Origin of the sequence: Acidovorax sp. Leaf73, from assembly GCF_916855635.1 — a bacterium.
Classification (GTDB): Bacteria; Pseudomonadota; Gammaproteobacteria; order Burkholderiales; family Burkholderiaceae_C; genus Acidovorax; species Acidovorax facilis.
Map to the genome: position 1 here is coordinate 452,170 of NZ_CAKASI010000003.1, position 12,784 is coordinate 464,953.

General features: G+C 65.3%; 11 protein-coding genes. 7 read left to right on the forward strand and 4 right to left on the reverse strand.

Annotated features, from left to right (window positions below; translation table 11 throughout):
* Positions 1–252: 252 nt before the first annotated feature.
* The 3 genes from LPA35_RS11895 to LPA35_RS11905 all read right to left on the reverse strand — a co-directional run bounded on the left by LPA35_RS11895 (position 253) and on the right by LPA35_RS11905 (position 4,107).
* The gene (locus LPA35_RS11895) at positions 253–921 is read right to left on the reverse strand and encodes a phage tail protein (protein WP_228897125.1); all 669 of its coding nucleotides are present in this window, start codon (positions 919–921) and stop codon (positions 253–255) included.
* Positions 922–1,089: 168 nt separating this feature from the next.
* Entirely contained in the window at positions 1,090–2,607 is a 1,518-nt protein-coding gene (locus LPA35_RS11900) for a CoA-acylating methylmalonate-semialdehyde dehydrogenase (protein WP_228897126.1), read from the reverse strand.
* 138 nt (positions 2,608–2,745) lie between these two features.
* Positions 2,746–4,107, reverse strand: coding sequence for an aspartate aminotransferase family protein (locus LPA35_RS11905; RefSeq protein WP_055398024.1), 1,362 nt, complete (start codon positions 4,105–4,107; stop codon positions 2,746–2,748).
* Positions 4,108–4,236: 129 nt separating this feature from the next.
* Between LPA35_RS11905 and LPA35_RS11910 the strand changes: the two genes are divergently transcribed.
* Positions 4,237–5,187, forward strand: coding sequence for a LysR family transcriptional regulator (locus LPA35_RS11910; protein WP_228897127.1), 951 nt, complete (start codon positions 4,237–4,239; stop codon positions 5,185–5,187).
* A 67-nt stretch (positions 5,188–5,254) separates the two neighbouring features.
* Positions 5,255–5,560, forward strand: coding sequence for a flagellar basal body protein (locus LPA35_RS11915; protein WP_055398029.1), 306 nt, complete (start codon positions 5,255–5,257; stop codon positions 5,558–5,560).
* A 217-nt stretch (positions 5,561–5,777) separates the two neighbouring features.
* On the opposite strand, the gene LPA35_RS11920 is transcribed toward LPA35_RS11915, so the two are convergent.
* Positions 5,778–6,044, reverse strand: coding sequence for a DUF2061 domain-containing protein (locus tag LPA35_RS11920; RefSeq protein ID WP_055398031.1), 267 nt, complete (start codon positions 6,042–6,044; stop codon positions 5,778–5,780).
* Between the two features lie 280 nt (positions 6,045–6,324).
* Between LPA35_RS11920 and LPA35_RS11925 the strand changes: the two genes are divergently transcribed.
* The 5 genes from LPA35_RS11925 (at position 6,325) to LPA35_RS11945 (ending at position 12,783) form a co-directional block, all read left to right on the forward strand.
* The gene (locus tag LPA35_RS11925; RefSeq protein WP_055398033.1) at positions 6,325–7,377 is read left to right on the forward strand and encodes an SPFH domain-containing protein; all 1,053 of its coding nucleotides are present in this window, start codon (positions 6,325–6,327) and stop codon (positions 7,375–7,377) included.
* Positions 7,378–7,481: 104 nt separating this feature from the next.
* On the forward strand, positions 7,482–8,972 hold the full coding sequence (locus LPA35_RS11930; protein ID WP_055398036.1) for a DUF4178 domain-containing protein: 1,491 nt from the start codon (positions 7,482–7,484) through the stop codon (positions 8,970–8,972).
* Between the two features lie 98 nt (positions 8,973–9,070).
* A complete protein-coding gene (locus LPA35_RS11935; protein ID WP_055398038.1) occupies positions 9,071–9,292 on the forward strand; it encodes a DUF350 domain-containing protein in 222 nt (73 codons plus the stop codon).
* A gap of 50 nt (positions 9,293–9,342) precedes the next feature.
* Positions 9,343–10,905 carry a polyamine aminopropyltransferase gene (locus LPA35_RS11940; RefSeq protein WP_228897128.1) on the forward strand — a complete coding sequence of 521 codons (1,563 nt, stop codon included), beginning with the start codon at positions 9,343–9,345 and terminating at the stop codon, positions 10,903–10,905.
* 171 nt (positions 10,906–11,076) lie between these two features.
* Entirely contained in the window at positions 11,077–12,783 is a 1,707-nt protein-coding gene (locus tag LPA35_RS11945) for an NAD(P)-binding protein (RefSeq protein ID WP_228897129.1), read from the forward strand.
* Position 12,784: the final 1 nt, after the last annotated feature.

Sequence of the window (12,784 nt, forward strand, 5' to 3'; positions counted from 1 at the left end):
ATGTGCCTGACCGCGTAGCGCTTGCAGGCAACGCCATCGGTGGGGCGGTTCCTGCATCGCCAACGGGGACACACTGCAAGTAGATCACGGTGCCGGGGGCCGCAGAACAAGCTGCGGCGCTTGCTGGCCACCTGGCTGCAGACAATCCATGCCCCAGACCAGGTGCCCCAGTGCAGCTATGCGACAGCCGCACAGGTGCCCACGCCGCACGCAGCGACCGCAGCGCTGCTTGCGCGAGACCGTCCAACGATCTCAGTTGCGCGACGGGAAGATGCCTTCCATGCAAATGATGTAGTTGAGGCCCAGATACGGCTGCATGTTGGACACCGTGGCTGTGGTCGTCACGGGGGCGGCCAACGGCTGGCCGCCGGTATTGGCGCCCACCGTCACCGCACCTGTACCACCAATGGCGGTGCTGACGCCGCCCAGGTTGACAGGACCCGTTGCGGTCGGTGAGTAGATGGATGCGCTGCTCGGGCCACTCGGCGATGCGCTGAGGAAAGAGCCATTGGCGGGAGTCGTGCTGGTGCCCGTGGTGCCCGTGGACGCCTGCAAATGCGTTGTGCCCGTGAGCCCTGCGGGGTCGAAGGTGGCCGGGTGCGTGTGCGGTGGCAGATTCGAGGCATTGAGTGTCACCGTGGCCGAGCCCGTGCCAATCACAGTGTTGGTGTTGGTACCCGCCTTCTCGCCTTGTGCAATGGGGGTCAATCCTGGTCCAGCGGCTTGTGATCCGACGGGGACCCTGCCTCGCAAATCCGGCAGGCCGAAGGTGTTCACGCCATCCCCCCCGTACGTGGTTCCCAGCAAGGCGAACATGGCTGAGTTTTGCTGAATAGGAACCGTCTGTCCGTTGCAGAACGCCCAGCCGCGCGGCGCGTAGTTGAAACCGACCGGCATGATCATCCCCATAAATGCTTCCATGAGTTCTCCTCCATTAGTGAGTGATAGGCTCAGGAATACTATGACGGCAACACGGGAGCGGTCAACGAATATGCTGCAAGAGGCATTTCACACACGCGAACGCACTCCCCGGCCTGTCTGTCACCCCCTCGGGGGGACTTTGAACGGGCCCTGGGCGCGCGCTGCGCTCTATCGGCTGCTCGGAAAGCTGAACACCGCGCCCTCGCGCACACCGGCGCTGGGCCAGCGCTGGGTGATGGTCTTGCGCTTGGTGTAGAAGCGCGCGGCGTCGGGGCCGTAGGCGTGCAGGTCGCCAAACAACGAACGCTTCCAGCCGCCGAACGAGTGGTAAGCCACCGGCACGGGCAGGGGCACGTTCACGCCCACCATGCCCACCTGGATGTGGTCGGTGAAGTAGCGGGCGGCCTCGCCGTCGCGCGTGAAGATGCAGGTGCCGTTGCCGTATTCGTGGTCGTTGATGAGCTGCATGGCTTCCTGCAGCGTCTTCACGCGCACCACACCGAGCACGGGGCCGAAGATCTCTTCCTGGTAGATCTTCATGCCGGGCTTGACGTTGTCGAACAGGCACGCGCCCAAAAAGTAGCCTTCCTCATGGCCCGCAACCTTCACGCCGCGGCCATCGACCACCAGCGTGGCGCCCTCTGCCACGCCCTGGTCGACATAGCCCTTCACCTTCTCGAAGTGCGGCTTCGTGACCAGCGGGCCCATGTCGTTGCTGTTGTCGGTGCCTGGGCCGACCTTCATCTTGGCGATCTCGGTCTTCAGGCCCGCGATCACGGCGTCGCCCACTTCGTCGCCCACGGCCACCAGCAGCGGGATGGCCATGCAGCGCTCGCCGCACGATCCGTAGGCCGCGCCCATCAAGGCGCTCACGGCGTTGTCCACGTCCGCGTCGGGCATGAGCACGGCGTGGTTCTTGGCGCCGCCCAGGGCCTGCACGCGCTTGCCGTGTTTGCAGCCTTCGCTGTATATGTATTCGGCAATCGGCGTGGAGCCCACAAAGCTCACGGCCTTCACGCGCGGGTCCTGCAGCAGGGTGTCCACGGCCAGCTTGTCGCCGTTGACGACGTTCAGCACGCCGGGCGGCAGGCCCGCTTCCAGCGCAAGCTGGGCGATGAACAGCGTGGAGGAGGGATCGCGCTCCGAAGGCTTGAGCACAAAGGTGTTGCCGCAGGCCACGGCCATGGGCCACATCCACAGCGGCACCATGGCCGGGAAGTTGAAGGGTGTGATGCCTGCGGTGACGCCCAGCGCCTGGAACTCACTCCATGAGTCGATGCTGGGGCCCACGTTGCGGCTGTGCTCGCCCTTGAGCAGCTCGGGCGCGTAGCTCGCGTATTCGACGTTTTCAATGCCACGCTGCAGCTCACCGTGTGCATCGGCCAGCACCTTGCCGTGTTCGGCGGTGATCAGGGCGGCGATCTTGTCGGCGTTTTCTTCGAGCAGGACTTTCAGCTTGCTCATCACGCGGGCGCGTTTCAGGGGCGGCGTGTTGCGCCAGGCCGGGAAGGCGGCTTCGGCCGAAGCAATGGCGGCCTCCACAGTAGCCTTGCTGGCCAGCGCCACGCTGGTGGTCGACTGGCCCGTGGCGGGGTTGAACACCGGCTGCGTGCGCGCCGTGTCCGCAACGATCTTGCCGTCGATCAGGTGGCCGACGGTGGTGGTGACGTTCTTGTCGTGGTTCATGGCAAAAATATGGGTAAAAAGTGCTGCTAGCGCTTATCTAGAAAGCGCTAGCAGCTATTGAATCAGGAGTATTCCCGCTGGCGGATGAAACGGCGCGCGCCAGGCCAGCGGCCGCCGTGCACGGGCCGGGGTGTGTCATCACGCCGTTTCAGCCAGGGCATCGCCCAGTGCGTTGATCAGGCGGTCGATTTCGGCCTTCTCGCTGATGAAGGGCGGCGCCAGCTGGATGGTGTCGCCACCGTAGCGCACGTAAAAGCCCTTCTTCCAGCAGTTCATCGCAATTTCATAGGGGCGGCGGGCCGGCTCGCCCGGCAGCGCGGCAATGGTGAAGCCAGCAGCCAGCCCAAAGTTGCGGATGTCAGCCACATGCTTGGCGCCCTTCAAGCTGTGCACGGCTTGCTCGAAGTACGGCGCCAGCGCATTCACGCGGCCGATCATGTCTTCCTTCTGCAGGATGTCGAGCGCCGCAATGCCCGCCGCGCAGGCCACAGGGTGGGCCGAGTACGTGTAGCCGTGCGCGAACTCCAGCATGTACTCCGGGCCGCCCGCCGCCATGAAGGTGTCGTAGATCTCCTTGGTGGCCACCACGCCGCCCAGCGGTTGCGCGCCGTTGGTCACCTGCTTGGCAAAGTTCAGGATGTCGGGCGTCACGCCAAAGGCTTCTGCCCCGGTCCAGGCGCCGCTGCGGCCAAAGCCGCTGATCACTTCGTCAAAAATCAGCAGGATGTTGTTCTGCGTGCAGATCTCGCGCAGGCGCTGCAGGTAGCCCACGGGCGGGATCACCACACCGGCCGAGCCCGAGAAAGGTTCCACGATCACGGCGGCAATGTTCGATGCGTCGTGCAGCGCAATCACGTCCAGCAGGCGGTCGGCCAGCTCTTTGCCCGTGGGCGGCATGCCTTTGTGGAACGAGCCAGCGGGTGGCTGGGTGTGGGGCAGGTGGTCGGCTTCAATGCCCTGGCCGAACATCTTGCGGTTGGCAACAATGCCGCCCACCGAGATGCCGCCGAAGTTCACGCCGTGGTAGCCCTTTTCGCGGCCGATCAGGCGGGTTTTGCTCGCCTGGCCCTTGTTGCGCCAGTAAGCGCGCGCCATCTTCAGCGAGGTGTCGGCCGACTCGGAGCCCGAGCCGGTGAAGAACACATAGTCCAGGCCCGCAGGCGTCAGTTCCTTGACCCGGTTGGCCAGCTCGAACGACAGCGGGTGGCCGAACTGGAAGGCGGGCGCGTAGTCCAGCTTCATCGCCTGCTTGCCAATGGCCTCGGCGATCTCGCGGCGGCCATGGCCCAGGCCCGCACACCACAGGCCCGAGAGGCCATCAAAAATCTTGCGACCGTCCGCGTCGGTGTAGTAGGCGCCGCTGCCCTCCACGATCATGCGCGGGTTGGCCTTGAACTGGCGATTGGCCGTGTAGGGCATCCAGTGCGCGTCCAGCCACTCGGCGTCCATGCGGGGGCCTTCGGCACCTGCGGCGGGTTTTTCGATGTTGACGAAGCTCATGGGGTTCTCCAGTGCAAAGGCGGCGACAAAAGGCGGGCAACCCCAGCGGTCTGGGGCTTGACGTAGGGCATTGTTGCGCTGCCTGTTAATCTCTCCAATACTCCAATATCAATGTTTACTTGACGGTTTATGCAAGTAAAAACACCTCCACCCCACCCTTCCCCCAAACACCGCGCCGTACTGGGCCAGCTCAGCGACATGGACCTGCGCCTCTTGCAGGTCTTCAAGAGCGTGGTCGAGTGCGGCGGCATGTCGGCCGCCGAACTGGAGCTGAACATTGGCACCAGCACCGTCAGCCGCCACATGAAGGACCTGGAGACCCGCCTGGGCCTCACCTTGTGCCGCCGGGGCCGGGCCGGTTTTGCCCTCACGGCCGAGGGGCAGCGCGTGTACGACGAGACCCTGCGCCTGCTGTCGGCCGTGGACGCCTTTCGCAGCAGCATCGATGACATCCACCGCCGCATGGGCGGGCGGCTGGAGGTGGCGGTGTTCGACAAGACCGCCAGCAACCCGGCCGCGCACATCGGCGATGCGATTGCGCTCTTTGCCAGCCAAGCGCCGGAAGTCAGCCTGCAGATGCACGTGGCGTCCATCCCGGCCATCGAGCGCGGGCTGATCGACGGCAGCTTCCACGTGGGCATCATCCCGGCGCACCGCACGTCGCAAAGCCTGGTCTATGCCGACCTGTTTGCCGAAACCATGCTGCTGTACTGCGGTGCGCGCCACCCGCTGTACGGCACCGACCATGCTGCGCTCACCTGGGAATCCCTGCGCGTCTACCAGTTTGCGGGCCTGGGCTACCACTCGCCCAACATGGAGCTGAGCCACAGCACCCGCCTGCCGCGCAAGGCCACCGGGTTCGACCAGGAGTCGATTGCCACGCTGATCCTCTCAGGCTGCTACCTGGGTTTTCTGCCCGACCACTACGCCGAAGGCTTCGAGCGCCAGGGGCTCATGCAGGCCGTTCTGCCCGCGCAGTTCCACTACCGCTGCCAGTTTGTAAGCGTGCTGCGCAAGTCGCCGCAACCGCCGAGGGCGGCGCAGGCGTTTGCACAATGCCTACTGGAGGCCCATGGTTGATGACTTGCCCGCAGCGCGGCGCAGGCAGACAATGCCAGCTCTTTGGCGCTTTTGAGCGGGGCACACCATGGCAACCATTTCTTCGATTGGCAGTTCCGGCCTGCAGGCCGCGCAGTTGCGGCTGGATGCCTCGGCCAACAACGTGGCCAACATGAACACCCCCAACTACCGCCGCCAGGTGGTGGCGCAGGAAGAGGCCGCCGACAGCGCTGGCGTGCGCGCCACCGTGCAGCGCCAGCAAGAGGCCGAGGGCGTGGCGCTGGAGAAGGAGGCGGTCGAGCAGATGTCGGCCACCTACGCCTTCAAAGCCAATCTGCAGACCATCAAGGCACAAGACGAAATGATGGGTTCGCTGCTGGACGTAAAGGCCTGAGTCGTTTCTCCCGCGCTCCCCACAATGCCCCGCCAGCCGGGGCATTGTTGTTTTCAGCGCCAGCGCTGGAGTGGCCTCGGGCGACCTCAGCTGGCTACAGCCAGCCCGGCCAGCCGGTGAACGAGCCAGCGTTGAAAGGCCAAGCCGGTAGCGGTGCGGCTGCGCAAGGGAATGCTGTACATGGGGGCTCCTTCGTACGGGTGGTTCAGACGTTGGTTCAAACGGCCTGCAAGGCGGCTGGGCTGGGTGCCTGTGTGGCGTCGTCAGCGCCGCGCCGCGCAGCCCGGTCCCACGCCTTTTCATGGAAGAAGAAGGCCACCGCCTGCACCGTGGGCTCCAGCAGGCTCAGCGTGAGCGAGGCCCACAGGTTGCCCGTGACGGCATAGGCCACCAGGGCGGCCACGCAAATGTGGATCACGTAGTAGCTGCCCGTTTTCATCAGCATGGTTTTGTTCTGGCGGGCAGCGCGGCGGATGTGGGACATGGCGGACTCCTTTTCACTTCTTCATCAGGGCCTGCGGTGGTGTGCAGGGATGTTGAAATGGTAGTAATTCTCAATAGCGTTGGCTAATTGATCATGACTAAGCCGGAGATAGCCACTATCAAGCGGCCATCCATCCCGGTCGGGCGGCGCCATGCCAACCAAACTGGTTCAGCGCGTGAACCAGTTCATCGATGGGGCTCAAAAAAAGCCGCTCCGCGCCATGCCCCCGTTGCTATGATGGCCGCTCTTTTCAACCCCCTCTTTTGCTTTGGGAGCACACATGGCCCTCATGGACTTCATCAAGAAACAGTTCATTGACATCATTCAATGGACCGAAGAGGGGGACGGCACGCTGGCTTGGCGCTTCCCCATGGCGGGCATGGAAATCCAGAACGGCGGCACGCTGGTGGTGCGCGAGTCGCAGATGGCCATCTTCGTCAACGAAGGCCAGGTGGCCGATGTGTTTGGCCCCGGCACCTACAAGCTCACCACGCAGACGCTGCCGGTGCTGACCTACCTGAAGAACTGGGACAAGCTCTTTGAGTCCCCCTTCAAGAGCGATGTGTACTTCTTCAGCACACGCCAGCAGATCGACCAGAAGTGGGGCACACCCCAGCCCATCACGATCCGCGACAAGGACTTTGGCGCCGTGCGCCTGCGCGCGTTCGGCAACTACGCCTTCCGCATTGCCGACCCCAAGGCTTTCCACACCGAAATCTCGGGCACGCGCGAGTCCTACCCCGTGGCCGACCTGGAAGGCCAGCTGCGCGGCCTGGTGCTGCAGAACATCAGCAACGCCATTGCGGGCAGCGGCCTGCCGTTCCTCGACCTGGCGGCCAACCAGGTGATGTTTGCGGAGGCGATGGTCAAGGAACTGGCGCCCATCTTTGCCAAGCTGGGCATCTTGATCGAATCTCTCACGGTGCAGAACGTCTCGCTGCCCGAAGAGCTGCAAAAGATCCTCGACCAGAAGATCGGCATGGGCATGGTGGGTAACGACATGGCCAAATTCATGCAGTACCAGACGGCGCAGGCCATCCCCAAGTTCGCCGAAGCCAGTGGCGGTGGTGGCGGCATTGCGGGCGATGCGATGGGCCTCGGCGCGGGCGTGGCGCTGGGCCAGGTGCTGGCGCAAAACCTGCAGCAGGGCCTGCAGACCCCGGTGGCTCCCGCTGCTGCTGCGGCAGCGCAGGCCGCAGCGACCCCGGTGGGTGTCAAGCCCGAAGAGGTCATGGCAACGCTGGAAAAGCTGGGCGAACTCAAGTCCAAGGGCATCCTCACGCAGGAAGAGTTCGACGCCAAGAAGGCTGAGCTGCTCAAGAAGCTGGTCTGAACCCGGTTGCTATCATAAATATAGCTGTTTGCGCTGGAGGGATAAGCGCTAGAGGCCAAAAAGGCCTCAAAGCCGTGTAGCGCGGCGCAGGCAGCAGCCCCACGATGGCCACCGACCCCACACAGCGTTACTACCGCGCGCCCTGCCCGGGCTGCGGCGCGCCGGTTGAATTCCGCAGCGCGCAGTCCACGCACGCCGTCTGCGGCTACTGCCAGAGCACCGTTGTGCGCAGCGGCGACGTGCTCACGCGCCTGGGCAAGATGGCCGAGCTGTTCGACGACCACAGCCCCCTGCAGCTCATGGCCAGCGGGCGCATCCAGCTCGACGGCAAGGATGTGCCCTTCACCCTGGTGGGTCGCCTGCAATACAAAGGCGATGCAGGGGTCTGGACCGAATGGGCCGCCTTCCTGAACGACGGCACCCTGGCCACGCTGGGCGAGGACAACGGTGCCTATGTCTTCACGCGCCCCATCGACCCCGGCCGCGAAATGCCTGCGCCCGAGCGCTTTCGCATCGGCACCACCACCGCCATCAACGGCAAGCCCTACAGCGTGGCCTACACCGGCCAGGCATCGCTGATCTCTGCCCAGGGCGAGCTGCCCAAGCTGCCGCCGCTGGGCCAGCCCTTTGGCATGGTCGAGCTGCGCAGCGCCGACGGTGAAGTGGTCAGCATCGACTACGGCCACACCCCGCCCAACGTGGAGCGCGGCAAGTCGGTACTGCTGGAAGACCTGCAGCTCCAGGGCCTCAAGGACGAATCCGCCAAGGACGAAAAAGGCCGCCAGTTCAACTGCCCGCACTGCGGCGCGCCCGTGCAGGTGAAGCTGGCGGGCACCAAAAGCATCACCTGCGGTTCCTGCGCCAGCATCATCAGCCTCGATAGCGGCGTGGGCGGCGAACTGCGCTCGGCCGAGCAGGACGAGCCCGTGCAGCCCCTCATTCCGCTGGGCAGCAAGGGCCAGCTGCAGGGTGTGCACTGGCAGGTGGTGGGTTTTCAGCACCGCATGGGCGTGGAGCCGGGCGACGACGAGCACTTTGGCTGGAGCGAATACCTGCTCTACAACCAGAAGCGCGGGTTTGCCTTCCTGGTCGATTCCGAAGAAGGCTGGAGCATGGTGCGCCCCACCACCGGCGCGCCGCAGCTCTCCTCCAACGGTCGCACCGCCACCTACATGGGCACCAAATACGAGCTCAAGTACACCTACGAGGCTGAAACCACCTACGTGCTGGGCGAGTTCTACTGGCAGGTCACGCGGGGCCAGAAAACCAGCAACCGCGACTTTGCGAGCGCCAAGGGCCTGCTGTCGCTGGAGCAGACGCCGAACGAAGTCACCTGGTCCGCCGGTGACAAGCTGGCCAGCGACACCGTGGCCAAGGCCTTCAAGCTCGAAGACAAGGCCGATGTACTGCAGCGCGACGACCCCGGCCCCTTCACCGCCAAGTCGGGCCTGGGCTGCGGCACCATCATCCTGATTGCGATCATCATCATCATCCTGCTGATCATCCTGAGCAATTGTTCGGGGTCATCGGGCAGCGGCTACCGCAGCTCGGGCGGCTCGTTCGGCGGATACTCGTCCGGCGGAAGCCACAAGTAGGCGGGCGCTCCAAGGCGCCTGCCTGCAGACAGATCCATGAGCCCCGTCTTCACCACCCCACCACCACCTACACACCACCGTTTCAAGGAGTTCACACCATGATGGGAATCGAATGGCTCCGGCCCGCAGCCTTCCTCGGGTCCATGCTGTACGCGCTGATTGGCGTGGTCATTTTCTGGCTGTGTTTTGTCATCGTGGACAAGATCACGCCCTACGACCTGTGGCGCGAGATCGTCGAGAAACAAAACAAGGCCCTGGCCATGGTGGTGGCGGCGATGTGCCTGGGGATCAGCATCATCGTGGCGGCGGCCATTCACTGACGCACCTTGCCTGAAACGGCGCGCGCCCCTGCGGCGCGCCGGTACCTGCCTTGCAATCCGACCTGACTTCTCCTGCCTCGCCGTCCGAGGCCCCGGGCGCCACCGCCGGCCCCCGCCCCATCGAAATCGCCCTGCTCATCAGCGTGTTCGTGGTGGCCGCCTGCGGCCTGCTGTACGAGCTGGCGGCGGGCGCGCTGGCGTCGTATGTGCTGGGCGATTCGGTGCTGCAGTTCTCCACCATCATCGGCACCTACCTGTTTGCCATGGGCGTGGGCTCGTGGCTGTCGCGGTACTTCGAGCGGCAACTGCCCGCGCACTTCTTGCGCATCGAATTGCTGGTGGCGCTGATTGGCGGAGCCTTGCCAGCCACGCTGTTCCTGGCCAATGCGTACACGCCTGGCGCTTTCCGGTTTCTGCTGTACGGCATGGTGTTGATGGTGGGCACGCTGGTGGGGCTGGAGATCCCCCTGGTGATGCGCATCTTGAAGCGCAACGTGGCGCTCAAGGACCTGGTCTCGCAGGTGCTCACGTTTGACTACCTGGGCGCGCTGGCGGTGTCGATGGCGTTTCCGCTGCTCTTGGTGCCGCACCTGGGGCTCATCCGCACGGGGCTGCTGTTTGGCGTGATGAATGCGGCCGTGGCATTGTGGGCGGTGTGGCTGTTTCGGCACGAATTGCGGCGCCTGAAGGCGCACCTGGCGGCCTGCGTGATGGTGCTGGGCATCTTGCTGGCCGCGCTGGCGGGGGCCGAGCAGATCACCAGTGTGGCCGAAGACAAGTTCTACCAGGACCGCATCGTCTTCAGCACTGCGTCGCCCTACCAGCGCATCGTGGTCACACAGGGCCGCCTGGGGCACCGGCTGTACCTCAACGGCAACCTGCAGTTTGCGCAGGCCGACGAATACCGTTACCACGAGGCGCTGGTGCATCCAGCGATGGCGGCCCACGGTGCACCGAAGAAGGTGGCGGTGCTGGGCGGCGGCGACGGCATGGCCGTGCGCGAGATCCTCAAGTACCCCTCGGTCGAGTCCGTGACGCTGGTGGAGCTGGACCCGGCCATGACGAAGATCTTCAGCGAGAACCCGCGCCTTGCGCAGCTCAACGGCCACGCGCTGCAGAACCCCAAGGTGAAGATCGTCAACACCGATGCATTTGGCTGGCTGCAGGAAGGATCGGACGCGTTTGATGTCATCGTGGTGGACTTTCCCGACCCTACCAATTTCTCCATCGGAAAGCTCTACACCAACAGCTTTTACGCGCTGCTGGACAAGCGCCTGGCCGCCAGCGGCTACGCGGTGGTGCAGACCACCTCCCCGCTGGTGGCCCGCAAAAGCTACTGGACGGTGGCGCAGACCATCGAATCCATCGGCCTGCAGACGGCGCCCTACCACGCGCATGTGCCCAGCTTTGGCGAATGGGGTTTCATCATCGCCAGCCGCAGGCCCTGGCGCCTGCCGGAGGCACTGCCAGCCGATTTGCGGTTCTTGGGTGCCGACACGCTGCCGCTGTTGTTCGACTTTCCGCTCGACATGGCGCGCGTGCCTGCCGAGGTGAACCGGCTGTCGAACCAGGCGCTGGTGCACACGTACGAACGCGAGTGGGGAAAACATTGAGAAGCCCCCCTGAGCCGCTTCGCGCCATCCCCCCGCTCTCGCAGCGCTGCGCGCAGCGGGCAGGGGGACGCCCCCAGCGCGGCGGGGCGGCCCTTGCGCGGGGGCCGCTGGTCTGGGCCGCGCCGGTCGCAAGCGGCGCAGGCGTTGCGTACACCCGGAGACACTGACGCCATGCAACGTCGCCATTTCCTAGCCACCGCCGCCGCTTCGACTGCCGCCGCGGTGCTCCTGCCGGGTTGCGACAAGGCCCCTCGCGTCTTGGAAGGCGGCTTCACCGGCATCGATATGGCGCGGGGCCACCAGCTGCGCGACCTGCTCAAGACCGGCACCTTGCCCGCTCCCAGCGTAGTCCGCCGCGCGCAGGTCATCATCGCGGGCGGTGGCGTGGCGGGGCTCGCTGCGGCGCGGTCGTTGCGGCTGGCGGGGGTGGAGGACTTTGCGCTGCTGGAGCTGGAAGACGGTGCAGGCGGCAACAGCCGGGGCGGGGTCGTGAGCGGCATTGCCTGCCCGCTGGGCGCGCACTACCTGCCCGTGCCCGGTGATGATGCGCGCGAGGTGCAGGATCTGCTGGAAGAGCTGGGCCTGCGCCGCCGCGTGGCTGGCCGCTGGCAGTACGACGAGCGCCATCTGTGCCACAGCCCGCAGGAGCGCCTGTTTTTTGACGGCGAGTGGCAAGAAGGCCTGCTGCCCGTGCACGGTGTGGGCGAAGCCACGCTGGCCCAATACCGCCGCTTTGCACAGGCGGTGGAGCGAGAGGCGAAGGCCGCGCGGTTTGCCATGCCTGCGCTCAAGCTGTTGGGGCCAAAAAAGCCTCTAGCGCCCGCCCATCAAGCGCTGGATGCCATGACTTTCAGTGCTTGGCTGGCGCAAGAGGGCCTGGATGACGAGCACCTGCTCTGGTACCTGAACTACTGCTGCCGCGACGACTACGGCGCGGGCGTGGCGCGCGTGTCGGCCTGGGCGGGCATCCACTACTTTGCCAGCCGCCACGGTTTTCACGCGCCGGGCGAGGCGGTGGATGAGGCGCGCGAAAGCGTGCTCACCTGGCCTGAAGGCAACGGCTGGATCACCCAGCGTCTGGCCGAGCCGCTTGCCAACACTGTGAATGGGGGCGGCCAGCTGCGCACTGCCACCAGCGTGCTGCGCATTACCGAAACCCGCCACGGCGTGGAGGTGGACGCCTTCAACCATGCCACCGACAGCGTGGAGCGGTGGCAGGCGCCGCGCTGCGTCGTGGCGCTGCCCGTGTTCGTGGCGGCGCGGGTGGTGCACAATCCTCCCGCTTTTTTGACCGGCGCTGCGCAGCGCCTGCAGTCGGCCCCCTGGCTGGTGGCCAACATCCACATCGACAGCCCGCTCACCGACCGCCCCGGCGCTGCCCCCGCGTGGGACAACGTGCTCTACGCCGACCCCACCGCCGGCGGCCTGGGCTACGTGAACGCCGGGCACCAGCGGCTGGACACAGGGGCCGCGCTGGCCGGGCCCACCGTGCTCACCTACTACCAGGCGCTGGGCGATGTGCAGGGCGCCCGCCAGCAGCTGGCCACCCAGCCCTGGCAACCATGGGCCGAGGCCGCGCTGGCCACCCTGGCCGTGCCCCACCCCGACCTGCGCCAGCGCGCCACACGCGTGGACATCACCCGCTACGGCCACGCCATGGCCATCCCGGTACCTGGCATGCAGGGCTTTTTAAGCCAAATTGGCCTCCAGCGCTTATCAGGTAAGCGCAAACAGCTATCAAATGGTGAGCAATCGCCCTGGATTCCCACCCCCACCACGGCGCGGCTCGCGTTTGCGCACAGCGACTGGTCGGGCTATTCGGTGTTTGAAGAGGCCTTCACGCGCGGTCACGGTGCCGGGCTGGTGGCGGCGGGGTGAA

Coding starts and splice junctions, on each gene's coding strand:
- LPA35_RS11920 (WP_055398031.1), bottom strand. CDS start 6,044: ATGTCCCACATCCGCCGCGCTGCCCGCCAGAACAAAACCATGCTGATG.
- LPA35_RS11925 (WP_055398033.1), top strand. CDS start 6,325: ATGGCCCTCATGGACTTCATCAAGAAACAGTTCATTGACATCATTCAA.
- LPA35_RS11900 (WP_228897126.1), bottom strand. CDS start 2,607: ATGAACCACGACAAGAACGTCACCACCACCGTCGGCCACCTGATCGAC.
- LPA35_RS11905 (WP_055398024.1), bottom strand. CDS start 4,107: ATGAGCTTCGTCAACATCGAAAAACCCGCCGCAGGTGCCGAAGGCCCC.
- LPA35_RS11945 (WP_228897129.1), top strand. CDS start 11,077: ATGCAACGTCGCCATTTCCTAGCCACCGCCGCCGCTTCGACTGCCGCC.
- LPA35_RS11895 (WP_228897125.1), bottom strand. CDS start 921: ATGGAAGCATTTATGGGGATGATCATGCCGGTCGGTTTCAACTACGCG.
- LPA35_RS11930 (WP_055398036.1), top strand. CDS start 7,482: ATGGCCACCGACCCCACACAGCGTTACTACCGCGCGCCCTGCCCGGGC.
- LPA35_RS11915 (WP_055398029.1), top strand. CDS start 5,255: ATGGCAACCATTTCTTCGATTGGCAGTTCCGGCCTGCAGGCCGCGCAG.
- LPA35_RS11935 (WP_055398038.1), top strand. CDS start 9,071: ATGATGGGAATCGAATGGCTCCGGCCCGCAGCCTTCCTCGGGTCCATG.
- LPA35_RS11910 (WP_228897127.1), top strand. CDS start 4,237: ATGCAAGTAAAAACACCTCCACCCCACCCTTCCCCCAAACACCGCGCC.